Consider the following 20,900-nt stretch of genomic DNA (forward strand, 5'->3'; position numbering starts at 1 on the left):
CGCATGCAGGACATCCCGTTGGGTGCGAAGGGGAGCTTCGCCATGCTGGTCGGGCCGTCACATCTGGCCAGCCAGTTCAAGGACAACATCCTGCCGCCGGTCTTCGCCACGCCGATGATGGTCCTGATCATGGAGAACGCGGCGCTGAACGCCGTTCGCCAATACCTCGATCCCGGTGAGAGCGCCGTCGGAACGAAGGTGGACGTGACCCACATGGCGGCGACTCCGGTCGGCCACCGCGTCCGGGCAGAGGCCGAGGTCGTCGGCGTCGCCGGACGCCAGATCCAGTTCCGCGTCGCGGCCTGGGACGAGGCGGAGCAGATCGGGGCCGGGACGCACGAGCGGATGATCGTCGACATCGAGCGGCTCGGCAAACGGCTCGCCGGTAAGCAGGCCGCGCCGTCGCGGCGCGTGTAGTCCGGCGCGGCTCGGCACCGCCGCCGGACGCGCATTCAGGGCGAAGAACGCGCGTCCCCTGGAGGGCTCACTCCTGACGGCTCGGCGGAGCCAAGCTCTGTCCCGAGGATCGCGACGCTCAATCCGGGCGGCCGGCGCCCGCGGCATCGGTCTGCCGCACCGCGACGGCAGCCTTGATCGCCTCGTAATCGGCCTTCTTCAGGACACGCCGGGTCACGAGATCCTCCGGGGACGCGTAGGGCCGGAACGCGATGATCCTGCGTCCGATCATGCCGGCCCCGAGGGCGTTCAGCTCCTCGACGGACGCCGTGTTGAGGTCGACGCCCTGGCCCGGAGAGGCCGGCGGCTGGCCCGAGCCGGACGCGCTGTCGGCCGGCTGCGGCGGCATCGGCCTCGCCGCCGCCCCGCCCGCGGTCGGAGCATCCGGCGGTACTGCCGGGATTGCCGCCGAGATTGCCGCTGGGGACGGCGGGGGGGCCGCCGCCCCGGTCCGCGGCGCCGGGGCGACGCGCTGGGCAGATCCGGAACCCGGCCCCGGATACACGGAGCGGATGCTCTCTCCCTGGGGATCAATCCCGGATCGGTCCTGCTTGGACACGGGTATCGTCGTGGACGCTTGCCTGTCGCGGCTCGCGTGAGGACGGGGTCCGTAGGAAACCCAGAGGCCCGCCAGGACGACTGCGGCCACCGCCAGACCGGCGCTGATGGACAGCGTGGATCGGCTCATTCTCACGACCTCCTCTTGGCGGGCTGGGGACTGCCCCACGGCGATGGCACGATCGAGGCGGGCTAACCCAGCCCGAGCGGCATCGCCATCCGCCGCGCGAGGTTCGCTGATCCGAATCGTGCGGCGCGCTGGCGCAGCCACCAAACCGGCGCAGTCTCCAGGCTGGAGCGGGCCGTGCGGCGAAGCGGTCGGCCGGAGACGCCGCTCCGGCAGGTGGACGGGCCCGTGATCTGGACCCGCGCGGCCCGGTCCGAGCCTGGAAGGGCGCCCGCGCGAGGCGGTACGTCTGATAATGCCCTTTCGCGGATCCCGTGGTCAGAGGTCGAGCGTCACGGCGTCCCGCGCGCGCGAGACGCAAGCCATCATGCGGCTCCGGCGCTTGGTGAGCGGCAGCACCGCGTCGCGGTGGATGACCGTGCCGTCGCGATAGCCGCACTCGCAGGAGCCGCAGACGCCGAGCTCGCAGGAGGACGGCAGGTCGAACCCCGCGCGGCGCAGCACGTCGAGCAGGGACCGGTCGGCGGGGACGTGGAGCACCTGGCCGGTGGAGGCGATGCGCGCCTCGAACGGCTCCGGCACGAAGCCCTCGTCGCGCAGCGGCTCGAAATGCTCGCTGTGCACCCGCTCGACGGGCCAGCCCCGCGCGACCAGGCCCGTCTGCACCGCGTCCATGAGGCGCCGCGGCCCGCAGGCGTAGACGTGCGTCCCGGCCTCGGCCGGGCCGAGGGCGCCGGGATCGAGGCGCCGCCCCTCGGACCCGAACCAGCAGCGGAGGCGCGGCCCGCAGACCGTCCGCACCTCCGCCAGCAGCGGCGCCTGCCCGGGGGAGGGGGCGCAGAGATGGAACGCGTACTCGGCCCCCGACGCGGAGAGCGCGCGCGCCATGGCGAGCAGGGGCGTCACCCCGATCCCGCCGGCCACGAGCAGGTGGCGGCGGGCGTCGGGCTCGAGGGGGAAGTTGTTGCGGGGCGCGGAGACGTGGGCGAACGCGCCCGGCGCGAGCGTGTCGTGTGCCCAGGCCGAGCCGCCCCGGCCGACCGGCTCCCGCTTGATCGCGATCTCGTAACGGCCCCGGTCGGCCGGGTCGCCGCACAGCGAGTACTGCCGGACCCGACCATCCGGCAGGCGCAGGTCGACGTGGGCGCCGGCCGTCCAGGCGGGGAGTTCCGGGCGCGCGGGATGGACGAGGCTGAGGTGCAGCACCTCCGGCGTCGTCGCGACCGCCTCGGCGACGCGCAGCTTCATGATCAGGCGGGCCGTCATCGCGCGCAGCTCCGTCAGTCCAGCAGCTCGATCGCGTCGCCGGGCCGGATCACGCCGCCGCTCTCGATCCCGCAGTTCAGGCCCGAGCGATTGTAGAGCGGCAGGTAGACCGGCATCCCGAGAAGCTCCTCGAGATAACGGCAGGGGAAGTTGAGGCGCCCACCCCGCAGGATCACGGCGCCGACCCGGAAGCGCCGGCCGACCAAGTGGTTGAGCGGCACGCCGCGCACCGTGAGATTGCGCCGATGATCCCCCGGCAGGAGGCGCAGCGGCCCCTCCTGCAGCGGCGGGTCGTTGCGGTTGAGGGCGTCGAGGGCCTCCTGCTCGATCAGCGTGACCTCGCGCACGTCGGGCTTGGGCGAGTAGGTGCCGGTGCCGAGGAAGTAGCGGTCGCCCTCGATCCCGCGGCCGGCCACGCACACGGCCTCGGACAGCGCCTCCATCTCGAAGCTCGCCGCGGGGGCGATGTGGATGTGGGTCAGGGTGCCAACCCAGCCGGTGGCGCCGCCCGGAACCCGAACGGCGGCCGATCCCGCCGCGTGCGCGAACGCCTCGACCATGCGGGGTGCCGTCTCGCTGGTCATGCGGCCTCCGTGGCAAGCGCGATCGCCTCGATCTCGACCCGGGCGTCGCGCGGCAGGCGCGCGACCTCGACGGTGGAGCGGGCCGGCGCCTCGCCCGGGAAGTGCTCGGCGTAGACCGCGTTCATCGCGGCGAACTCGTTCATGTCCTTGAGGAACACCGTCGTCTTCACGACGCTCGCGAGGCTGGCTCCGCCCGCCTCGAGCACGGCGGCGAGGTTGGCGAGGGAGCGCCGGGTCTGCGCCTCGACCCCCTCCGGGAACGCGCCGGTGGCGGGATCGATCGGCAGCTGTCCGGAGGCGAAGACCAGCCCGCCGGCCCGGATTCCCTGGGCGTAGGGCCCGACCGCCGGGGCGGCCTTCTCGGTGCGGATGGTGTGCTTCGTCATGCGGTCGGTCTCTCGCAGGGTTGTTTCAGATAGTGGACGATAATCCACTCTATGGGAAGCGTCCGCGCGCCTTCGGGACGGCCGGCCGACCGGTCAGTCGATCGGCTTCCGCGCCGTTTCCGGGGCGAGGAGCGTGGCGGTCAGCGTGATGCAGGCGAGGGCGATCAGGTAGACCGAGATCGGCCAAGTCGCGCCGGAGCTCCAGCCCAGCAGGGCCGCGGCGATCAGGGGCGTGAAGCCCCCGCTCAGGGCCGCGCCCACCTGGAAGCCCAGCGAGGCGCCGCTGTAGCGCAGGCGCGCGTCGAACAGCTCGGACATCCAGGCGGCGCCGGTGCCGAACATGATCCCCTGGCCGAAGCTCAGCGCCACCGCGACGGTCAGCGTGATGACCATCGGGTCGCGCGTGTCGAGGAGGGTGAACAGCGGGAACGCGAAGGCGATCGAGAACAGGCAGGCGGCGACGAACAGCGTCCGGCGGCCGTAGCGGTCCGACAGCCAGCCGAAGGCCGGCAGGGTGAAGAGCTCGATCACCGCCGCCACCAGGATCCCGTTCAGGATGATGCTGCGCGACAGCCCGAGCTGGCCGGTCACGTAGGAGATCGAGAACACGGTCACGACGCTGACGTAGGCGATCTCCGAGACCTTGAGGCCCACGGCCTTCAGGAAGGTGCGCGGGTGCTCGGTGAGGATCTCCATGACCGGCAGGCGCGCCACCGCGGATTGCCGCTTCACCCGCTGGAAGGCCGGCGTCTCGTGCAGCCGCAGGCGGATGAACAGCCCGAGGCCGACCAGCAGCGCGCTGGCCAGGAACGGGATCCGCCAGCCCCAGGCGAGGAAGTCCGCCTCCGGCAGGAAGCCGCACAGCGCGAAGGCCCCGATCGACGCGATGACGCCGAGGGGGTAGCCGAGCTGGACGATGCTGCCGAAGAAGCCGCGCCGCTCCGCCGGGACGCTCTCGACCACCATCAGGACCGCGCCGCCCCACTCGCCGCCGATCCCGATGCCCTGGACCAGGCGCAGCGCCACGAGCAGGATCGGGGCCCACAGGCCGATCTGCGCGTAGGTCGGCAGGCACCCGATCAGGAACGTGCCGAGGCCCATGATGATGATGGTCAGCGAGAGCATCGCCTTGCGGCCGATCTTGTCGCCGAAATGCCCGAAGATGACGCCGCCGAGGGGGCGCGCCAGGAAGCCCACCGCGTAGGAGCCGAACGCCGCGATGGTGCCGACCAGCGGGTCGAAGCTCGGGAAGAACAGCTTGTTGAACACGAGCGCCGTGGCCGTTCCGTAGATCAGGAAGTCGTACCACTCGACCGTCGTGCCGATGACGCTCGACCAGACGATCTGGCGCCGGTCGGCGACCGGCACCGGGCCGGCCTCGAGAGCCGGGGACGCCTCAAGGGGCAACGCGGTATCGGCCACGGCACATCCTCCACTGTGATGGATGAAAATCCATTCTTGTGGAGGCAAGCGGCGTGCCAGCCCGGCGCGCAGCGGCCCGGCGGCCGACCCGTCGCGCAGTGCGGCGCGCAGTGCGGCGCAAGGTGCAATTCGGCCGCCCCTGCGTTAGGCGGGGGCGACTCTCTCGGTGCCGCGCCCCGGTCGCGCGGGCCGGTCGCGGGCGCGGATGACGGGGCATGACGGCGAGGACGATCATCGGGGCGGACCCGGCAGCGACGGAGACGTCCCCGCAGATCCACATCGCCGAGGAGATCCGGCGGCGCCGCAGGGAGCAGGGCCTGTCGCTGGAGACGCTGGCGGCGCGCTCGGGGGTCAGCCGCTCGATGATCTCGAAGATCGAGCGCTCCGAGGCCGTGCCGTCGACGGTGGTGCTGTCCCGCCTCGCGGAGGCGCTCGGCGTCACCTTCTCGCGGCTGATGGCGCCCGCGACGGAGCGCGAGATCCTGCTGATCCCGGCGAGCCGCCAGCCGATCCTGCGCGACGAGGCGTCCGGCTACCTGCGGCGCTGCATCTCGCCGGTCCTGCCCGGGCGCGGCATCGACTGGGTGCTCAACACGCTGCCGCCGGGCGCCAGCACCGGCGAGTTCACCGCCCATCGCCGCGGCGTGTCCGAGTACATCTACGTCCTGCGCGGCCGCCTGCGGGCGGTGATCGGCGAGCGCGCGGTCATCATGGAGACCGGCGACAGCCTGTATTTCGAGGCCGATGCCGGGCACGCCTTCACCAACGTCGGCACGGAGGCGTGCGAGTACTTCCTGGTGATCGACCCGTCGCGCGTCCGCTGAGCCGGGCCGCCCCGGACGTCCGCGGCGCGGGGCTTCCGGGCGCCGGTCCCGGTCGGGCGCGTCAGTGGAAGGCCTTGAAGGCGATGATCGTCTCGGAATCCTTCACGCCGTCGAGGCGCAGGAGGAAGTCGTTCACGAACAGCCCGATATCGACGCCGTTGTCCACGTGGAACTTGGCCATGATGTCGAAGCGCCCGGCCGTGGAGTAGATCTCCGACGCGATCTCCATCGCGACGAGCGCGTCGGACACGGCGTAAGTCTTGCCGATCTCGCATTTGATCTGCACGAAAAATGTCTTCATGTCCGTCTCGCTGGATGGCGCGCCGTCGCGGCCGCGCGGATCGGGACCACCGACCCCGCCGGAGCGGCCGAACCTAGCACCGTTCCGCGCGCCCGGTCAGGCGGCGCCCGGCCGGAGAAACGCCAGGACCTCGCTGGCGAACATCTCGGGGGCCTGGAGCTGCGGGACGTGGGCGCAGTCCGGCAGCGTCACGAACCGCGCGTCCGGCAGGCCGGCCGCGAGCTCGCGCGCCATGGCCGGCGGGGTCGCCTCGTCCTCCTCCCCGACGAGCACCAGCGCCGGCGCGCGGATCTCGGAGAGGCGGGCGCGCAGGTCGAGGCCGGCCAGGGCCGCGCAGGCGGCCCGGAACACGTCGACGTCCGTGCGCAGGAAGGCGGCCCGGCGCTCGGCCATCAGGTCCGGGTGCGCGGCCTGGAACGCGGGCGCGAACAGGCGGCGCATGGCCGTGTCGGCGATCGCCGCGAGCCCCGCCTCGGCCGCCGCCCCGGCCATGCCGCGGAACGCGGCCCGGCCGGGCTCCGGGAAGCAGGCGCCGCAATCGGCGAAGACGAGCCGGTCGAAGAGGTCGGGGTGGCGCAGGGCGCAGAGCAGCAGCACGAAGCCGCCGTAGCCGTTGCCCAGCCCGGCCGCCGGCCGGCCCCCGGTCGCCGCGCGCAAGGCCGCGCCGACCCGGTCGGCGACGGCCTCGAGGCCGCCCGGGGCGGGCGCGGAGGCGCCGAATCCGGGCAGGTCGGGGAGGAGGAGCCGGAAGTCGCGGCCGAGCGCCGGGGTGACCCGGTCGAAGCTCGTCCGGTCGGCGAGCAGCGAGTGCAGCAGGACGAGGGGAGGGCCCTCGCCGCACGCGGTCACCGCGACCTGGCCATCCGCGAACATCGCCTGCATCCGAGACCTCCCCCGCCGCCTCTGCCGGCAGCCTCACGACGCTGTCGCATCCGACGCGTTCGCTCGCAATCCGGTTGACGTGATATTTCACAGATGGCAGCATGTGTCGACCGAACGAGGCTGCGCGTGCTGCTCCGAGACAACATCTACGCGGCGATCCGCGCCGACATCCTGGCCTGCGTCCTGCGTCCCGGCGCCGAGGTGCGCGAGCAGGAGCTGGCCCAGCGCTACGCCGTGAGCCGGCAGCCGGTCCGGGAGGCACTGCTGCGCCTGGAGCGCGAGCGCCTCGTCACGGTTCACGCCCGCCAGGGATATCAGATCAACGCGATTTCGGTGGCCGACGCCCGCGATCTGCTGCGCATGCGCCTCGCCCTGGAGCCGGCCTGCGCGGCCGAGGCCGCCGCCGGCGCGCCCGATTCCGTCGTGGCGTCCCTCGACGCGTTCCGCACCGTCGCGGACGGCGCCGACTTCATCGCGGAGAACCGCGCGTTCCACATCGCCCTCGCCGAGGCGTCGGGAAACCGCCGCATGGCCGCGACCGTGCGCGACCTCGTCGAGCAGGCCGACCGGCTGGTGCGCGTCAGCCTCGACGGCATCCGCGGGCGCGATCCGGCGCAGCTGGTGGACGAGCACGCCGCCATCATCGACGCCGTGCAACGGCGCGACGGGCGCGGCGCGCGGCGCCTCGTGCGCGCGCACGTCGCCCAGGCCGAGCGCCGCATCCTGACCGCCCTGGAGCGCAGCGCGATCGTCCTCTGAACGAGGCCGCGCCCGGCGCGGAGCCGAGGGACGCGGTCGAACACGACACGGGCCCGACAGCGGGCCCGACACGGGAGAGACGCCATGACCCTGCACGCGCCGGAACCGACGGTCGAGACCCGGGGCAACTTCATCGACGGGCGCGAGGTCGAGGCCGGGGACGGCACGCTGATCGACGTGCGCAACCCGGCCACCGGCGCGGTCATCGCCCGCATCCCGAATTCGGGGCCGGCCGACGTCGACCGGGCGATGCGCTCGGCCCGCGCCGCCTTCGAGGGCCGGGAGTGGGGCGGGATGGACATCCGGGCGCGCGCCCGGCTGGTGAACCGGCTCGCCGACGCGTTCGAGGCCAGTCTCGACACGCTCTACCGGCTGGAGACCACCAACAACGGCCGGCCGGTCAACGAGACCCGGGCCCAGCTCTCGCGGCTGCCGGACTTCTTCCGCTACTTCGCGGGCGTGGCGCTGGCGCGGCGCGACGACGTGATCCCCGTGGAGGGCAACTACCTCAACTACACCCGCCGCACCCCGATCGGCGTGGTGGCGAACTGCACGCCGTTCAACCACCCGCTGATGATCCTGTGCAAGTCGCTGGCGGTCGTGCTCGCCACCGGCTGCACCACGGTGGTCAAGCCCTCCGAGTACACGCCGCTCACGACCCTGAAGCTCGCGCAGATCTTCACCGAGGCCGGCCTGCCGCCGGGCGTGTTCAACATCGTGCTGGGGCTCGGCGCCTCGACCGGCAAGGCGCTGGCCGAGCACCGCGACATCAACAAGCTCGTGCTCACCGGCGGCACCGAGGCCGGCCGGATCGCCGGCTCGGCGGCCGCGAAGGTCTTCGCCCACCAGACCATGGAACTCGGCGGCAAGACCCCCGTGATGGTGTTCGACGACTTCGACGTCGAGCGGGCGGTGAACTACGCGGCCTTCGGCGCCTTCATCGGCGCCGGCCAGACCTGCGTCTGCGGCAGCCGCCACCTCGTCCAGGCCTCGATCTACGACGAGTTCGTGGAGCGGCTCGCCGCCAAGACCGCCGCGATCCGCCTCGGCGACCCCTTCGACCCGGCGACCCAGCTCGGCCCGGTCATCTCCGAGCGCCAGCGCGAGCGGGTGCTGGCCTATGCCGGCTACGGCCGCGACGCGGGTGCCCGCGCCGTCGCGGGCGGGCGGGCGGCCCGGGTGCCGGGCTTCGAGGGCGGCTACTACGTGGAGCCCACCGTGTTCGCCGACGTCACCGCCGACATGCGCATCTTCCAGGAGGAGGTGTTCGGGCCCTTCACCAGCGTCACCCGCTTCGAGGACGAGGCCGACGCGCTCCGGCTGGCCAACGACTCGCCGTTCGGCCTCGCCGCGGCCGTGCGCACCCGCGACGTCGCCCGGGCCCACCGGGTGGCGCACGCGGTCAAGGCCGGCATCGTCTGGATCAACGACCACCACCGCCTCGACCCGGCCTCGCCCTGGGGCGGGGTCGGCGACAGCGGCCTCGGCCGCGAGTGCGGCATCGAGAGCTTCAACGACCATTTCGACGTGAAGAGCGTGATGGTCGCGACCGGCGACGGGCCCTTCGACTGGTACCGCGACACGGCCGGCCAGCGCCGCCTGAACTGACGACCGACGGCGCGGGGGATACGAGGTCCGCGCCAGACGGACCCCTTCCGCGCCGGCCCCGAACCCGAGGAAGGAAACGCCCCATGTCCGAAGCCGTGAGCCCGGCGGTCAACGCCGGAGGCCGCCTCGACCGCCTGCCGATCGGGCCGTTCCACCGCCGCATCATGTGGCTGATCGGGATCGGCATGTTCTTCGACGGGTTCGACATCTACATCGCCGCCACCGTGCTCGGCGCGACGCTGAAGAGCGGCTTCTCGACCCTGCCGCAGAACGCGTGGTTCGTCTCGGCCACCTTCGTGGGCATGATGGCGGGCTCGTTCCTGACGGGCTTCTTCGGCGACCGCTACGGGCGGCGCTTCACCTACCAGGCCAACCTGCTGGTCTTCGGGCTGGCCGCGCTCGGGGCGGCCTTCGCGCCCAACATGACGGTGCTGATCGTGCTCCGCTTCATCATGGGCGTCGGGCTCGGGGCCGAGAACGTCGTGGGCTACTCGACCATGACCGAGTTCGTGCCGGCGCGCTCGCGCGGGCGCTTCCTCGGCCTCATGGCGGTGTTCGTCGTCACGGGCCTGCCGGCCGCCTCCCTGATCGGCTACCTGATCATCCCGGCCTTCGGATGGCGCGCGATGTTCGCGCTGGGCGGTCTCGGGGCGCTCGCCGTCTGGTACGCCCGCAAGAGCCTGCCGGAATCGCCGCGCTGGCTCGAGGCCGTGGGGCGCCACGCCGAGGCCGAGGCGCTGATGCGCGCGATCGAGGCCGAGGCCGCCCGCGGCGCGCCCCTGCCGCCCGCCGCCGCGACGGCGCCGGTCACGCAGCTCGGGCTCGCCGCCCTGTTCCGGCCGCCGCTGCTGTCGCGGCTGCTGCTGGGCTGCCTGTGCCTCGTGGTGATCAACACCCTGCTGTACGGCTTCGTGACTTGGCTGCCGACCTTCTTCATCCGGCAGGGACTCTCGGTGGCGACCTCCTTCGGCTACGCGCTGTTGATGGGGCTCGGCGCGCCGGTGGGCAGCGCCATCGGCGCCCTGACCGCCGACCGCTGGGGTCGCAAGCCGACGATCGTCGGCGCCTCGGCGACGGCCATCCTGTTCGGGATCCTCTACCCGATGACCCTCGACCCGGTGCTGCTGCCGCTGGTCGGGTTCGGGCTGACGGTGCCGATCTACGTGCTGGTGGCCCTGCTGTTCGGGATCTACATCCCCGAGCTGTTCCCGACCGAGGTGCGCCTGCGGGCCTCGGGCCTGTGCAACACGGTCGGGCGCGGGGCGACCATCGTGACGCCCTTCCTGGTCGTGACCCTGTTCGAGGCCTACGGCATCGCGGGCGTGACCGGCCTGATGATCGGGCTGCTCGCCCTGCAGATCGTGGCGGTCGCGGCGTTCGGCGTCGAGCCGCGCAGCCAGAGCCTGGAGAGCCTGGAGGCGGGCGTCGCGCCGGCCGAGGGCGGCCCGGCCGACCGGGCGCGGGACGCGGTCCCGCGGCCGATCCTCTGAGACCGGGCGGCCCGCCGCCCGGCCGTCTCCCGGCCGGGCGGAGCGATCAGTTCCAGGTGTGCAGGACCGTGCGCCAGGCGCCGTCGCGCTTCTCCAGCACGTTCACCCAGTTGCCCTCGAACTTCTTCCGCGCGCCCCCGTCGCCGGGGCCGGTCATCTCCCAGCGTCCGGAGACGATGAGCAGGTTGTCCTTGGGCAGCGCCGAATTCACCGTCGTCTTGTGCTCGTCCCACCCCTTCGCCTTCAGCCCGGCGAAGAACTTCTGAATGCCGTCGCTGGTCTGCGGGGCGCCCTTCGTGACGACGATCGCGTCGGGCGCGTAGAGCTTGGCCAGCGTGTCCATGTCGCCGCCGTTATACGCCGCGTCCCACCGGCTCGCGGCGCTCTGCGCGTCGGCCTGCACGGTATCCGACCGGCACAGGCTCGGCGTCATCAGGGCCACGGCGAGCACGGTCGCGTGCAGGACGTGAGGGCGCAGCATGTCTTCCTCCATCGTGAAGTGTTCTGGTTGATGAGAGCGTGGCGGCACGGGGTCTGCGGGCTTCGACTAAGGGTATTTCTCCCAGGTGAGGGTGATGATGCTCATCCTGCCGTCGAGGTTGAACTTGAACGGCACCGTCCGGAGGATGAGCCGCCCGTTCTCCTGCGCGACGTGCCGGACCTGGGAGGTCCCGGTCCAGGCCTCGTTCCACGACGTGTCGATGTCGTGGATGATCCGGTCGCCCTCGAACCGGTATGTCCCGGCATAGGCGAAGAAGGTCTTGTGGAGCTTGACCCGGTCCGCGTCGGACATCTTGTCGTTGGCGATCGGCCTCTCCCGGCCTTCGTAGGCGCAGACCACCATCATGCGCCCGTCGCGGCCGTAATGGATCCATCCGGTCGGCTTCGGGCCGCCGTAGGCGTCGATGGTCTCGTCCGTGTCCACGATCCGGCGCGTCGCCGTGACGAGGCGCCAGGTCCCGACGACCGCGTCCCCGTCCAGCGCCCGTCCGGCCGAGACGCCGAGCGCGCCCGAGGCCAGGACGGCGGCGCCCACGAGGGCGATCGTCGCCACGTGGCCGAGGCCCTCCCGGCGAGAACCGCGTGACCCTTGCTCGCCGATGCGCATCGTTGCGACCCCCCGAGACGGCATGGGGACTCAGAGCACGAACCGGAACGTACGCCACCGAACCGTCATAGAAGACCATAATCGAGGTGCGCGCAAGCCCAATGTGCTGAAATGCCGAAAATCAAAACAGTAAAAGCGCTGCGATGATCTGAATGGCGACGATAAGACCAGTATATGTCCGCACGAAGGACGTGTGCGCCCCGCCGGCCGAGACGATGGCGGGCGAGCGGGCGACGTTTCAGGGGGAGGGATCGGCCGCGCGCACGCGGAACATCCCTGATCCGCGCGACCGGATCCGCCGCTCGACCTGCGCGACGCGCGCGAAGATCTGCGCGTCCGGGACGATTGACCGCTGATCGGAGGGGCACCGCGCGACTTTTGAGGACGGCGCGCACGGGCTACGCTCCCGGCCATGTCCGCGGCAACCGACCCCCACCCCGATCCCAGGCCGACGCTCGCCCGACCCGACGACGATCCCTACCTCTGGCTGGAGGCGGTCGACGGGCCCGACGCGCTGGCCTGGGTCGAGGCGCGCAACGCGGAGACGCTCGCCCGCTACGGCGATGCCGTCTTCCTCCGCGACCGCGACATCGCCCGCGACCTCCTCGACCGGCCGGGCCGGATCCCGTTCGTCCAGCGCTTCGGCGCCTGGCTCTACAATTTCTGGACGGACGGCGCGCATCCGCGCGGCCTGTGGCGGCGCGTCGACGAGGCCGGCTACCGCGCCGCGGTCCCGGACTGGGAGATCCTGCTCGATCTCGACAGCCTCGCGGCGACCGAGGGCGAGGACTGGGTCTGGGCCGGGGCGGCGATCCTCAAGGGCGATCTCGATCGCGCCCTGGTGCGCCTCAGCCGCGGCGGCAAGGACGCGGCCGTGATCCGCGAGTTCGATCTCGACACCCGCACCTTCATGGCCGACGGCTTCGTCCTGCCCGAGGGCAAGGGCGGCGCCACGTGGCTCGATCGCGACACCGTGCTCCTGTCGAGCGCCCTCGGGCCGGGCATGGCCACGCGGTCCGGATACGCGCGCACCGTCCGGCTCTGGCCGCGCGGCACGGATCCGCGCGACGCGCCGGTCCTGTTCGAGACCGCCGAGACCAGCATGGATGTCTGGGGCGCGTCCGACCGGCAGACCGGGACGGAGCGGATCACCGTCGTCGAGCGGCTCGGCTTCTTCGACGCGGCGATCCATATCGGCGACCGCACCGGCGTGCACGTGCGCCTCGACCTGCCCACGCATGCCGGGGTCCAGCTGCACCGGAACCACCTGTCCGTGCGGCCGCGGCGGCCCTGGACGGTGGACGGCGTCGCGCATGACACCGACACGGTGCTGGCGATCGCGCTGCCCGATCTTCTGGCGGGCCGCCGCGCGTTCACGGTCCTGTGGCGGCCGGACGAGCGGCGCGCCCTCCAGGGCGTGTTCTGGTCGGCCGGGCGGCTGATCGTGGACGTGCTCGAGGACCTACGTCCCACCTACCGCGTCTTCGAGCCGGGGCCGGGGGGATGGACCGAGCGGGCCGTCGCCGGGCTGCCCGCGCTGGGCTCCGTCCATCTCTGGCCCCTCGACGGCGATCCGGAGCGGGCGGATGGAGCCCTGCTCGCGCTGGCCCACGATCCGGTGACGCCGCCGGCGCTGCTCGCCTTCCCGCCCGCGCTCGACGCCCCGGCCGTGCTGCGTCAGGCGCCCCCGGCCTTCGAGGCGCGCGGCATCCGGGTGACGCGCCACGAGGCCCGGTCGGCGGACGGGACGCGCGTGCCCTACGTCCAGGTCGGGCCGGAGGCCGAGACCGGTGTGGCCCCCGTCTACCTGACGGCCTATGGCGGGTTCGGCCTCTCGCGCCTGCCGGATTACCAGCCTGTGCTGGGCAAGCTCTGGCTGGAGCGCGGCGGCACCTGCGTGACCGCCAACATCCGCGGCGGCGGCGAGTTCGGCACCCGCTGGCACCACGCGGGCCGGCGCGAGGGCAAGGCGCGGGCGCACGACGACTTCGCCGCGGTGGCCGCCGACCTCGTCGCCCGCGGCGTGACGCGGCCGAGGCGGATCGCGGCCGAGGGCGGCTCGAACGGGGGCCTGCTGATCGCCAACATGCTCACCCGCTACCCGGAGCGGTTCGGGGCGCTGGCCTGCACGATCCCGCTCATCGACATGCGCCGCTACACGAAGCTCCTCGCCGGCGCGAGCTGGATCGGGGAATACGGCGATCCGGACGATCCGCAGGACTGGGCGTTCCTGTCCGGCATCTCCGCCTACCACGCCGCCGAAGCGGGGCGGCCCTACCCGCCGATCCTTCTGGCCACGAGCCGCGGCGACGACCGGGTTCATCCCGGCCACGCGCGGAAGATGGCGCAGAAGCTCCGCGTCCTCGGCTGCGACGTCGCCTTCTACGAGCCCGCAACGGGCGGGCACGGCGCCGGCAAGGACAGCGAGCAGACGGCGGCGTTCAGGGCGCTGGGGCTCACCTTCCTGCGCCGCGCCATCGGATGGGAGGACCCGGTCGCGTGAGCGCGGCCTCGGCCTGCGCTCGGGCGGACCTGAGGACCAGCGCGTTGCGCGGTTCAGAAGCCCATCAGCACGCCGGCCGAGCCGCTCACCGTCATCGCGAGGCCACTCAGGCAGGCGCCGATCATCGCGTAGGAGAAGCCCTTCAGAACCATGTCGTGCACGCCTCTCATCGGGCAGCGGGTCTCGGGTAAGACCCGGGACCACCACCTGCAACGAGAGGCCGGATCGGCCGGGCGGGTGCGGCGCGAAGGGGCACGCTGCACGGCGGAACCGGGCGCGGGTTCAGGCTGCCCCGGTGAGCGAGGCAGCCGCCGGGCCGGCGTCGGTCTAGGCGAAATGCGCCGGCAGGCTGAGGGCCTGCGCGTAGGTCACGAGGGCGATGGCGCCGGCGATCAGGGTCGCGGCCAGGGTGATGCGGTTCGTCCAGGTCATCGTCGTCTCCATCGGGTTCGCGACCGTGCTCGCGGTGTGATCCCGATGTACGCCCGAGCTTTCAGGCCCGGCGTGTCCGGGAACACCTGCGGAGCCGCTGTTCGCGCACGGATCTCGGGCTGCGCACCGGCCGGAGGCGGGCAGGACGGCCGCCTCCCGGTTCGGAGGGCTCCGCAGAGCGGGACCGGACCCGCCGGCCCGATCTATCCGGCCTCGGCGCGCTGATCCGCGTTGGAGGCGACCGTGAAGCCCTCGCGGTCGAAGACGGTGTAGAGGACGCCGGCCGGATCGAGGCCCAGTCCCGCGATATGCGTGATCGCCGCCTCCTTGGCCTCGGCCAGCGTGCTGAACGGATCCGGCAGCTGGTACATCCGCGACGCCTGCTCGGCGCCGTCGATCTGAACCGGCGGCGTTGTGATCTCGACCGTGTAGGGCACGACGTCCGCCTGCCGGTGCCTAGTGGAACACGCCGAGGAAATACAACAACAGAATGATCGGCAGCGGGATTCCCAGCAGCCACAGCAATCCACCGCGCAGCATTCGCGCCTCCTCTATGTCGACAATCGCACCGAAATATCGGCTGGTTCGAGGATGGAACGCACGAACAATGCGAAGGGATGCACATGACTGGCGCGAATGCTCGAAGCGCGCCTTCGATAGAGCTGCGCGAGACCTTTGGGCATCTCGCCCCGCACGGGCGCGCGATGTGGTCGCCGGAAGCCCGCGATCGGTCGCGGGCTCGCGGCAGCGCCTCTCGCCACACGCTCGGGGACCGGCGCGTCTGGCCGACCGCGGGTGGGGCGGCTCAGCGATGCAGCGCGGCGATCCAGTCCTTCAGAGGATCCACCACGTAGGCCATCCAGGTCCGCGCCCAGGCCAGGGCCGGGCGGTTCGCGTCGATCGGCCGAGCGGCCATCAGGGCGGCCACGTAGGCGTCCTCCTGCGGTTTGCACATGTCCAGGGCACCCCGCTCCCGTCCGGGCTTGCTCCTGTGCGCGGGCTGCTGGTCGAAGGCCTCGCGGACGCAGCCGTGCCAAGCGCGCTCCAGGCCCGGCAGGTCGCCCGGCTCCGCTTCCAGCGCCGCGGCGGGCCGGGCACCGGCGAGGGCTGCGAGGAGCGCGAGGCCCGCCGCGAAGGGCGACCGCCTACTCATCGGACGCGCGATCCGCCTGCGGGGCCGCGTCGGCCAGGGTCATCGCGCGCGTGGCCGTGCGCAGCTCATGGCGGGCCACGCCGTCCGCGAGCGCGACGAGGGCGACGAGCACGAGCCCCAGCAGGAGGACGCGGCGGATGGTCAGGGCGGAGATGAGCATCGAGGGCGCCTCGTGGAGACGTCCGCACCGTAGCGGAGCCGCCACGCGCTGACTGCCGCTCCGGTGCCACATGAGTACGGAAAGCGAACGCCCGGCCGACACGCCCGCAGGCGTGCCGCGAGGGCTCGACGGGTGCGCGCGCTCCACGGCGCGGCGGCAGACCTCGACCCGCCCGCGCCGGACGGCGACGCGATCTCGCCGCGGGCGTGTCCGGCCGACATGCACGCGCGATTAGTGTTGACGGCCGTCAATGCTATGCTCGATGGCGCGTGTACGGTATGAATCGACGCCATGAGCGCGCCTGGACGCGAAAGGCCGATTGCCATGACACGCTTGACCGTCGCCGCTCTGGTATTCGCTCTGACGAGCCCCGTCATCGTCGCGCAGGCCCAGCAGGACATCCCGATCCAGCGGGATCTCAAGCGCGTGGATCGCCTCGATCAACGGCTCGGGCGCGAGGATACCGAGCTGAAGGTCGATCCCAACGTGACGCCGGACAATCCGGACGGCGTCGTCGGTTTCGACGGACCTCCGTTCAACTACGGGGATCCCGGGGTGATGGGTGACGGCCCCCTGCCGCCGGGATCGCCCGCCGACGACGACGACTGGTACTGACCGAGGACGGCGTGCCCCACGGCCCTGAGACCGCGGGGCTCCGCGCGCGGCTCAGCGCCCTTTCTTGTAGAGCTTGCTCGCGATCTCGAAGATCTCCTCGGGGGCGTAGTTGGGCGCGAACGCCCCGTAATTGCCGTCGAGTTCCGGGATCTTGCCGCCCTCCGGCAGGCCGTCGACGACCTCGAGGTTGCCGGGCGGATCGCCCGGCAGCGCGACCTCGTCGTTCGACCAGACGCCGGCCGCTTCCTTGTAGTCGTCCGGGCTGAAGCGGTAGAGGCGCCGGTGCGAGCCCTCCTGCAGATACTTCTGGCATTCCGGAATCTTGTCGAGAACGATGTTCGGGGTCGGCAGCATCTTCTCGATCTCGACGCCCGTCAGCTTCTTGAGCGCCAGCGCGTAGGCGTGCGCGTGCACGGAACCGCGCACGAGCAGGTAGCCGCAGACCTCCCGGCCGGTCGGATCCTTGAGGGTCTCGTAGACGCGCAGCTTGTGCAGGCGCGCGCCGCATTCCAGGTGGAAATTGTGCAGCAGGTCGATGATGATGTTGCCCGTCGTCGTGACCATGTCGACGTTCCAGGACTGCGCGTTGGAATTGACCGGCGTGGCGCCGCCGCCGTTGCTCAGGAAGCTGCCGGCGAGCCGGATGTCCTGCATGTCGTGGAACGGGGCCTTCGAGACGTCGACCTCCTCGGTGTCGTCGCCGGGGCCGTTGTTGAGCATCGCGATGCCGGTCGAGACCAGCTCCACGTGCCCGAGCTCCTCGGCGAAGATGCTCGACACCAGGCTGTAGAAGGGGCGCAGCTTCGACTTGTTGCGGAAGTTGAAGCTCTGGAACATGTAGTTCCCGAGGGTCGACATCTCCCCGTACTTGCCGCCGAGCAGCTCCTGCAGCGCGGCCGCCGCGTTGGGATCGGGCTTCTTCGGCTGTGGCAGTTCGGCCTGAAGGCGGTCGAGCTTCATGAACATGCGAGCAGCTCCGTTCGCGCGGGGTGCGCATGACGGCATCTTCCCGCACGGACGATTGTTCCTGCGGCCGCGTCGCGACAGCGCGCGTCGGGCTCACCGCGCGGCCGTGACGGCGTGGACCGCGGGCGGTGTGCCGGCGGTCGGCGCAATCCTGCTGTGGACAGCGGCTCCGGCACGGCCGGCCGGCCGCCATCCTTTCAGGGGCGGTAACCATGCCGGTCCTACCAGCCGCGACCCCGGACGGTGAGGCAGGTGGACGAATGGGCGACGACGTGGCTGCGATCCTGTTGACCCTCGTGACCGAGAATTCCGAGTTGCGCGAGCAGCTCGCCAGCGCGCAGGACATGCTGATGGAGACGGCCATCGATGCGGGACAGCTCCACGCCCGGATCCAGGGGCTGGAGGCCGAGCGCGATGCGTGGCGGGCCGAGGCCGGGCCCCGGGAGGGCCGCGCCGCCCTGATGGCCTGACGGTTCGGCCGCGCGCCGATCGCGCGCCCGACGCAGGACCGGACGCCCGCGGGTCGGCGAGCGAGGCAGGCCGGCGCGCGTCGCGGCTTCGAGCCTGCCCGTCCCCGCGCGTCCCGGCGGTTCGCGGTCGGATCGGGGATCGGGTACGTTCAGAGGCCGTCGAACGATCGATTCGGGAGCGCGCGGCGATGGTCACGAACGTCCTGCCCCCGCTCGATCCGGCCGCGCTCCCGGCCGGCATCCGCGCCCGCTTCGTCGAGGGCGTCAACGGCCTGCGCATGCACGTGCTGGAGGCGGGCGAGGCCGGCCCCGACCGCCCCCTCATCCTGCTGGTGCACGGCTTCCCCGAGATCGCCTATTCCTGGCGGAAGGTCATGCCGGCCCTGGCCGCGGCGGGCTACCACGTCGTCGCCCCCGACCTCCGGGGCTACGGCCGCACCGCGGACGCGCCGGTCGCCTTCGCGGACGACCTCGCGCCCTACCGCCTGCACAACCATCTCCTCGACCTGCTGTGCCTGATGAGCGCCCTGACGCGCGACAGGGTCGCGGCGCTCGTCGGACACGATTACGGGTCCTGGGTCTGCGGCTACTGCGCCCTGGCGCGGCCCGATCTCTTCGGCACGGTCGCCCTCATGAGCGCGCCCTTCGCGGGGGCGCCGGGGCTCGACGCCCTGGCCCGGGGCCTCCGGACGCCGGCCGACGACCCGATCCACGCGGCGCTGGCCGCCCTGCCGCGCCCGCGCACGCACTATCACCGCTACTACGCGTCCCGACGCGCCGCCGCCGACATGGAGCGCAGCCCCCAGGGCCTCGCCGCCTTCCTGCGCGCCTATTTCCACCACAAGAGCGCCGACTGGCCGGACAACCGACCCCGCGCGCTCGCCGGCTGGACGGCCGAGACCCTCGCCGAGATGCCGACCTACTACGTGATGGATCAGGGCCGGACGATGCCCGCGACGGTGGCGCCGGAGATGCCGCCGCGGGACGGCGCGGACTGCGCCTGGCTGACGGACGCGGAGCTCGCCGTCTACGCCGCCGAGTACGCGCGGTCCGGCTTCCAGGGCGCGCTCCAGGGCTACCGGTGCCGCATGGATGGCAGCATCGACCGCGACCTCGCGCGCTTCGCCGGCCGGCGGATCGAGGTTCCCCTCCTGTTCGTGTCCGGAGCGCGCGACTGGGGGCCGTTCCAGGTGCCGGGCGCGCTGGGGCGCATGGAGGAGGCCGCCGGCGCGGGCCTGCTCGGCTGCCACTTCGTGGCGGGGGCGGGGCACTGGGTGCAGCAGGAGCGGCCCCAAGCCGTCGTCGACCTCCTGCTCGACGCGCTCGCACGCGGCGGGGCCGGGCACCGCACCGGCGCGTAGGCGCCCGCCGCCGCACCGCGTCCTCGGCTATCGGGGCGCCCACCGCCCGGCTATGTCTGCCGCGAACCGGCCGGAGAACCGGTCGGACCGGGCGCACGGCGTCCGTTCCGGATCCTCGAGGGAGGCCGACCGATGGATGTGGAAGCGCGCGCCGTCCGGCGGGTCAGCAGGCGGCTGCTGCCCCTCCTGATCACCTGCTACTTCATCTCCTACCTCGACCGGGTCAATGTCGGCTTCGCCGCGCTGACCATGAACGAGGACCTCGGCATCTCCGCCACGGCCTACGGCCTCGGGGCCGGCATCTTCTTCCTGACCTACTTCGTGTTCGAGGTGCCGTCGAACCTGATCCTGGAGCGGGTCGGGGCGCGGGTGTGGATCGCCCGGATCATGCTGACCTGGGGGCTCCTGTCGGGCGCGATGGCCTTCATCGTCGGCGAGACGAGCTTCTACGCCGTGCGCCTGCTGCTGGGCGCCGCGGAGGCCGGCTTCTTTCCCGGCATCATCTTCTACCTCACGCTGTGGTTCCCCGCGCGCTACCGCGGGCGGATCATCGGCACCTTCATGGTCGCGGTCCCGCTGTCGAGCGTCGTCGGCGCGCCGGTCTCGGGGGCGCTGCTGGGCCTCGACGGGGTCTGGGGCTTCAGGGGCTGGCAGTGGCTCTACGTCCTCGAGGCCCTGCCGGCCGTCATCTGCGCCGGCATCGTCCTGGGCTTCCTGACGGACCGGCCGGCGCAGGCGGGCTGGCTGCCGGCGGACGAGCGCGCCTGGCTCACCGAGCGCCTCGCGCAGGAGCGGCGGGCGCGCGAATCCGCCCGCCGCTACAGCGTCCGGGACGCGCTCCTCGACCGGCGCGTGCTCGCCGTCGCCTTCGTGTATTTCGGCAACGTGGCGCTGCTCTACGGGCTCAGCTTCTTCCTGCCGCAGATCGTGAAGGGCTTCGACCTCACGAACGTCCAGACTGGTCTCGTCAGCCTCATCCCCTTCGCGATCGGGATCGTCGGCATGCTCGCCCTCGGACGCTCCTCGGACCGCCGGGGCGAGCGCAAGGGGCACGCGGCCTTCGCGCTCCTGCTCGCGGCCGGCGGCACGGCCGGGGCGGCACTGGTCTCCGATCCCTACGCCAAGATGGTCCTGTTCAGCGTCTCGGCCTTCGGCGTCTTCGGCGGCCTCCCGGTGATCTGGACGCTGCCCACCGCCTTCCTGTCCGGCGCCGCGGCGGCCGGCGGGATCGCCATCGTCAACGCCCTCGGCAACCTCTCCGGCTTCGCGGCCCCCTACGCGGTCGGCGCGATCAAGGATGCCACCGGCACCTTCACGGGCGGCCTCCTCCTCATCGCGGCGGCCGGGCTCGCCGCCATGGTGACGGTCCTCTGCCTCACCCACGACCCACACCTGGAGCAGGCCGCGGCGCGCGGTGCGCAGGCGGCGGAGTAGACGCGGCGGAGTAGACGCGGCGCAGGAGACGCGAT

23 protein-coding genes are annotated in these 20,900 nt (G+C 72.2%); 10 read left to right on the top strand and 13 right to left on the bottom strand.

Annotated elements, in window-relative coordinates:
- The first annotated feature begins 3 nt into the window (after nucleotides 1-3).
- Entirely contained in the window at nucleotides 4-417 is a 414-nt protein-coding gene (locus ACTJK8_RS22480; RefSeq protein WP_440762533.1) for a thioesterase family protein, read from the top strand.
- Between the two features lie 118 nt (nucleotides 418-535).
- On the opposite strand, the gene ACTJK8_RS22485 is transcribed toward ACTJK8_RS22480, so the two are convergent.
- The 5 genes from ACTJK8_RS22485 to ACTJK8_RS22505 form a co-directional block, all read right to left on the bottom strand.
- A complete protein-coding gene (locus ACTJK8_RS22485; protein ID WP_234742334.1) occupies nucleotides 536-805 on the bottom strand; it encodes a helix-hairpin-helix domain-containing protein in 270 nt (89 codons plus the stop codon).
- A gap of 654 nt (nucleotides 806-1,459) precedes the next feature.
- Entirely contained in the window at nucleotides 1,460-2,407 is a 948-nt protein-coding gene (locus tag ACTJK8_RS22490; protein WP_440762534.1) for a PDR/VanB family oxidoreductase, read from the bottom strand.
- Nucleotides 2,408-2,421: 14 nt separating this feature from the next.
- Nucleotides 2,422-2,991 (bottom strand): MOSC domain-containing protein, encoded by a 570-nt coding sequence (locus ACTJK8_RS22495; protein WP_012329662.1) that lies wholly within the window; start codon nucleotides 2,989-2,991, stop codon nucleotides 2,422-2,424.
- Nucleotides 2,988-3,377 carry a RidA family protein gene (locus ACTJK8_RS22500; RefSeq protein WP_024827311.1) on the bottom strand — a complete coding sequence of 130 codons (390 nt, stop codon included), beginning with the start codon at nucleotides 3,375-3,377 and terminating at the stop codon, nucleotides 2,988-2,990. The genes ACTJK8_RS22495 and ACTJK8_RS22500 overlap by 4 nt, the downstream gene beginning before the upstream one ends.
- Before the next feature lie 93 nt (nucleotides 3,378-3,470).
- Nucleotides 3,471-4,799 (bottom strand): MFS transporter, encoded by a 1,329-nt coding sequence (locus tag ACTJK8_RS22505; protein ID WP_024827310.1) that lies wholly within the window; start codon nucleotides 4,797-4,799, stop codon nucleotides 3,471-3,473.
- Between the two features lie 215 nt (nucleotides 4,800-5,014).
- On the opposite strand from ACTJK8_RS22505, the gene ACTJK8_RS22510 reads away from it, so the two are divergent.
- Nucleotides 5,015-5,623, top strand: a complete 609-nt coding sequence (locus ACTJK8_RS22510) for a helix-turn-helix domain-containing protein (protein ID WP_012329665.1) — start codon at nucleotides 5,015-5,017, stop codon at nucleotides 5,621-5,623.
- Nucleotides 5,624-5,684: 61 nt separating this feature from the next.
- On the opposite strand, the gene ACTJK8_RS22515 is transcribed toward ACTJK8_RS22510, so the two are convergent.
- Together ACTJK8_RS22515 and ACTJK8_RS22520 are read right to left on the bottom strand one after the other, a co-directional pair.
- Entirely contained in the window at nucleotides 5,685-5,924 is a 240-nt protein-coding gene (locus tag ACTJK8_RS22515) for an Lrp/AsnC ligand binding domain-containing protein (protein ID WP_012329666.1), read from the bottom strand.
- Between the two features lie 96 nt (nucleotides 5,925-6,020).
- The gene (locus tag ACTJK8_RS22520) at nucleotides 6,021-6,806 is read right to left on the bottom strand and encodes an alpha/beta fold hydrolase (protein WP_182179588.1); all 786 of its coding nucleotides are present in this window, start codon (nucleotides 6,804-6,806) and stop codon (nucleotides 6,021-6,023) included.
- A 126-nt stretch (nucleotides 6,807-6,932) separates the two neighbouring features.
- On the opposite strand from ACTJK8_RS22520, the gene ACTJK8_RS22525 reads away from it, so the two are divergent.
- From ACTJK8_RS22525 to ACTJK8_RS22535, 3 genes are all read left to right on the top strand, one after another.
- On the top strand, nucleotides 6,933-7,565 hold the full coding sequence (locus tag ACTJK8_RS22525) for a GntR family transcriptional regulator (RefSeq protein ID WP_012329668.1): 633 nt from the start codon (nucleotides 6,933-6,935) through the stop codon (nucleotides 7,563-7,565).
- A gap of 84 nt (nucleotides 7,566-7,649) precedes the next feature.
- The gene (locus tag ACTJK8_RS22530; RefSeq protein ID WP_012329669.1) at nucleotides 7,650-9,173 is read left to right on the top strand and encodes an aldehyde dehydrogenase; all 1,524 of its coding nucleotides are present in this window, start codon (nucleotides 7,650-7,652) and stop codon (nucleotides 9,171-9,173) included.
- Nucleotides 9,174-9,256: 83 nt separating this feature from the next.
- Nucleotides 9,257-10,663 carry an MFS transporter gene (locus tag ACTJK8_RS22535; RefSeq protein WP_012329670.1) on the top strand — a complete coding sequence of 469 codons (1,407 nt, stop codon included), beginning with the start codon at nucleotides 9,257-9,259 and terminating at the stop codon, nucleotides 10,661-10,663.
- A 46-nt stretch (nucleotides 10,664-10,709) separates the two neighbouring features.
- Here ACTJK8_RS22535 and ACTJK8_RS22540 read toward each other — a convergent pair whose 3' ends face one another.
- Nucleotides 10,710-11,144, bottom strand: coding sequence for a YybH family protein (locus ACTJK8_RS22540; protein ID WP_012329671.1), 435 nt, complete (start codon nucleotides 11,142-11,144; stop codon nucleotides 10,710-10,712).
- Between the two features lie 66 nt (nucleotides 11,145-11,210).
- Entirely contained in the window at nucleotides 11,211-11,717 is a 507-nt protein-coding gene (locus ACTJK8_RS22545) for a lipocalin-like domain-containing protein (RefSeq protein ID WP_244633235.1), read from the bottom strand.
- 466 nt (nucleotides 11,718-12,183) lie between these two features.
- Here ACTJK8_RS22545 and ACTJK8_RS22550 point away from each other — a divergent pair, with 466 nt between their 5' ends.
- Complete coding sequence (locus ACTJK8_RS22550) at nucleotides 12,184-14,274, top strand: prolyl oligopeptidase family serine peptidase (protein WP_440762535.1); 2,091 nt, start codon at nucleotides 12,184-12,186, stop codon at nucleotides 14,272-14,274.
- 635 nt (nucleotides 14,275-14,909) lie between these two features.
- Here ACTJK8_RS22550 and ACTJK8_RS22555 read toward each other — a convergent pair.
- From ACTJK8_RS22555 to ACTJK8_RS22565, 3 genes are all read right to left on the bottom strand, one after another.
- Entirely contained in the window at nucleotides 14,910-15,143 is a 234-nt protein-coding gene (locus tag ACTJK8_RS22555) for a hypothetical protein (RefSeq protein ID WP_012329676.1), read from the bottom strand.
- A 368-nt stretch (nucleotides 15,144-15,511) separates the two neighbouring features.
- The gene (locus ACTJK8_RS22560; RefSeq protein WP_024827305.1) at nucleotides 15,512-15,859 is read right to left on the bottom strand and encodes a hypothetical protein; all 348 of its coding nucleotides are present in this window, start codon (nucleotides 15,857-15,859) and stop codon (nucleotides 15,512-15,514) included.
- A complete protein-coding gene (locus ACTJK8_RS22565; protein WP_012329678.1) occupies nucleotides 15,852-16,019 on the bottom strand; it encodes a hypothetical protein in 168 nt (55 codons plus the stop codon). Before ACTJK8_RS22565 ends, ACTJK8_RS22560 begins: the two co-directional genes overlap by 8 nt.
- 324 nt (nucleotides 16,020-16,343) lie before the next feature.
- Between ACTJK8_RS22565 and ACTJK8_RS22570 the strand changes: the two genes are divergently transcribed.
- Nucleotides 16,344-16,634: a hypothetical protein gene (locus tag ACTJK8_RS22570; RefSeq protein WP_012329680.1), complete on the top strand. Its 291-nt coding sequence runs from the start codon at nucleotides 16,344-16,346 to the stop codon at nucleotides 16,632-16,634.
- Between the two features lie 51 nt (nucleotides 16,635-16,685).
- Here ACTJK8_RS22570 and ACTJK8_RS22575 read toward each other — a convergent pair whose 3' ends face one another.
- Complete coding sequence (locus tag ACTJK8_RS22575; RefSeq protein ID WP_010685278.1) at nucleotides 16,686-17,600, bottom strand: manganese catalase family protein; 915 nt, start codon at nucleotides 17,598-17,600, stop codon at nucleotides 16,686-16,688.
- 260 nt (nucleotides 17,601-17,860) lie between these two features.
- On the opposite strand from ACTJK8_RS22575, the gene ACTJK8_RS22580 reads away from it, so the two are divergent.
- The 3 genes from ACTJK8_RS22580 to ACTJK8_RS22590 all read left to right on the top strand — a co-directional run bounded on the left by ACTJK8_RS22580 (nucleotide 17,861) and on the right by ACTJK8_RS22590 (nucleotide 20,865).
- The gene (locus tag ACTJK8_RS22580) at nucleotides 17,861-18,070 is read left to right on the top strand and encodes a hypothetical protein (protein ID WP_024827304.1); all 210 of its coding nucleotides are present in this window, start codon (nucleotides 17,861-17,863) and stop codon (nucleotides 18,068-18,070) included.
- A 188-nt stretch (nucleotides 18,071-18,258) separates the two neighbouring features.
- Complete coding sequence (locus ACTJK8_RS22585) at nucleotides 18,259-19,431, top strand: alpha/beta fold hydrolase (protein WP_012329682.1); 1,173 nt, start codon at nucleotides 18,259-18,261, stop codon at nucleotides 19,429-19,431.
- A 132-nt stretch (nucleotides 19,432-19,563) separates the two neighbouring features.
- Nucleotides 19,564-20,865, top strand: a complete 1,302-nt coding sequence (locus ACTJK8_RS22590) for an MFS transporter (protein ID WP_059409468.1) — start codon at nucleotides 19,564-19,566, stop codon at nucleotides 20,863-20,865.
- Nucleotides 20,866-20,900 lie beyond the last annotated feature (35 nt).

This window comes from Methylobacterium sp. 22177 (assembly GCF_052045615.1).
Lineage (GTDB): Bacteria > Pseudomonadota > Alphaproteobacteria > Rhizobiales > Beijerinckiaceae > Methylobacterium > Methylobacterium radiotolerans.

Bases quoted from the DNA above. Each gene is read 5' to 3' on its own strand.
- ACTJK8_RS22480 (WP_440762533.1), top strand. From the start codon at position 4: ATGCAGGACATCCCGTTGGGTGCGAAGGGGAGCTTCGCCATGCTGGTC.
- ACTJK8_RS22485 (WP_234742334.1), bottom strand. From the start codon at position 805: ATGCCGCCGCAGCCGGCCGACAGCGCGTCCGGCTCGGGCCAGCCGCCG.
- ACTJK8_RS22490 (WP_440762534.1), bottom strand. From the start codon at position 2,407: ATGACGGCCCGCCTGATCATGAAGCTGCGCGTCGCCGAGGCGGTCGCG.
- ACTJK8_RS22495 (WP_012329662.1), bottom strand. From the start codon at position 2,991: ATGACCAGCGAGACGGCACCCCGCATGGTCGAGGCGTTCGCGCACGCG.
- ACTJK8_RS22500 (WP_024827311.1), bottom strand. From the start codon at position 3,377: ATGACGAAGCACACCATCCGCACCGAGAAGGCCGCCCCGGCGGTCGGG.
- ACTJK8_RS22510 (WP_012329665.1), top strand. From the start codon at position 5,015: ATGACGGCGAGGACGATCATCGGGGCGGACCCGGCAGCGACGGAGACG.
- ACTJK8_RS22515 (WP_012329666.1), bottom strand. From the start codon at position 5,924: ATGAAGACATTTTTCGTGCAGATCAAATGCGAGATCGGCAAGACTTAC.
- ACTJK8_RS22520 (WP_182179588.1), bottom strand. From the start codon at position 6,806: ATGCAGGCGATGTTCGCGGATGGCCAGGTCGCGGTGACCGCGTGCGGC.
- ACTJK8_RS22530 (WP_012329669.1), top strand. From the start codon at position 7,650: ATGACCCTGCACGCGCCGGAACCGACGGTCGAGACCCGGGGCAACTTC.
- ACTJK8_RS22535 (WP_012329670.1), top strand. From the start codon at position 9,257: ATGTCCGAAGCCGTGAGCCCGGCGGTCAACGCCGGAGGCCGCCTCGAC.
- ACTJK8_RS22540 (WP_012329671.1), bottom strand. From the start codon at position 11,144: ATGCTGCGCCCTCACGTCCTGCACGCGACCGTGCTCGCCGTGGCCCTG.
- ACTJK8_RS22550 (WP_440762535.1), top strand. From the start codon at position 12,184: ATGTCCGCGGCAACCGACCCCCACCCCGATCCCAGGCCGACGCTCGCC.
- ACTJK8_RS22560 (WP_024827305.1), bottom strand. From the start codon at position 15,859: ATGAGTAGGCGGTCGCCCTTCGCGGCGGGCCTCGCGCTCCTCGCAGCC.
- ACTJK8_RS22565 (WP_012329678.1), bottom strand. From the start codon at position 16,019: ATGCTCATCTCCGCCCTGACCATCCGCCGCGTCCTCCTGCTGGGGCTC.
- ACTJK8_RS22570 (WP_012329680.1), top strand. From the start codon at position 16,344: ATGACACGCTTGACCGTCGCCGCTCTGGTATTCGCTCTGACGAGCCCC.
- ACTJK8_RS22575 (WP_010685278.1), bottom strand. From the start codon at position 17,600: ATGTTCATGAAGCTCGACCGCCTTCAGGCCGAACTGCCACAGCCGAAG.
- ACTJK8_RS22580 (WP_024827304.1), top strand. From the start codon at position 17,861: ATGGGCGACGACGTGGCTGCGATCCTGTTGACCCTCGTGACCGAGAAT.
- ACTJK8_RS22585 (WP_012329682.1), top strand. From the start codon at position 18,259: ATGGTCACGAACGTCCTGCCCCCGCTCGATCCGGCCGCGCTCCCGGCC.
- ACTJK8_RS22590 (WP_059409468.1), top strand. From the start codon at position 19,564: ATGGATGTGGAAGCGCGCGCCGTCCGGCGGGTCAGCAGGCGGCTGCTG.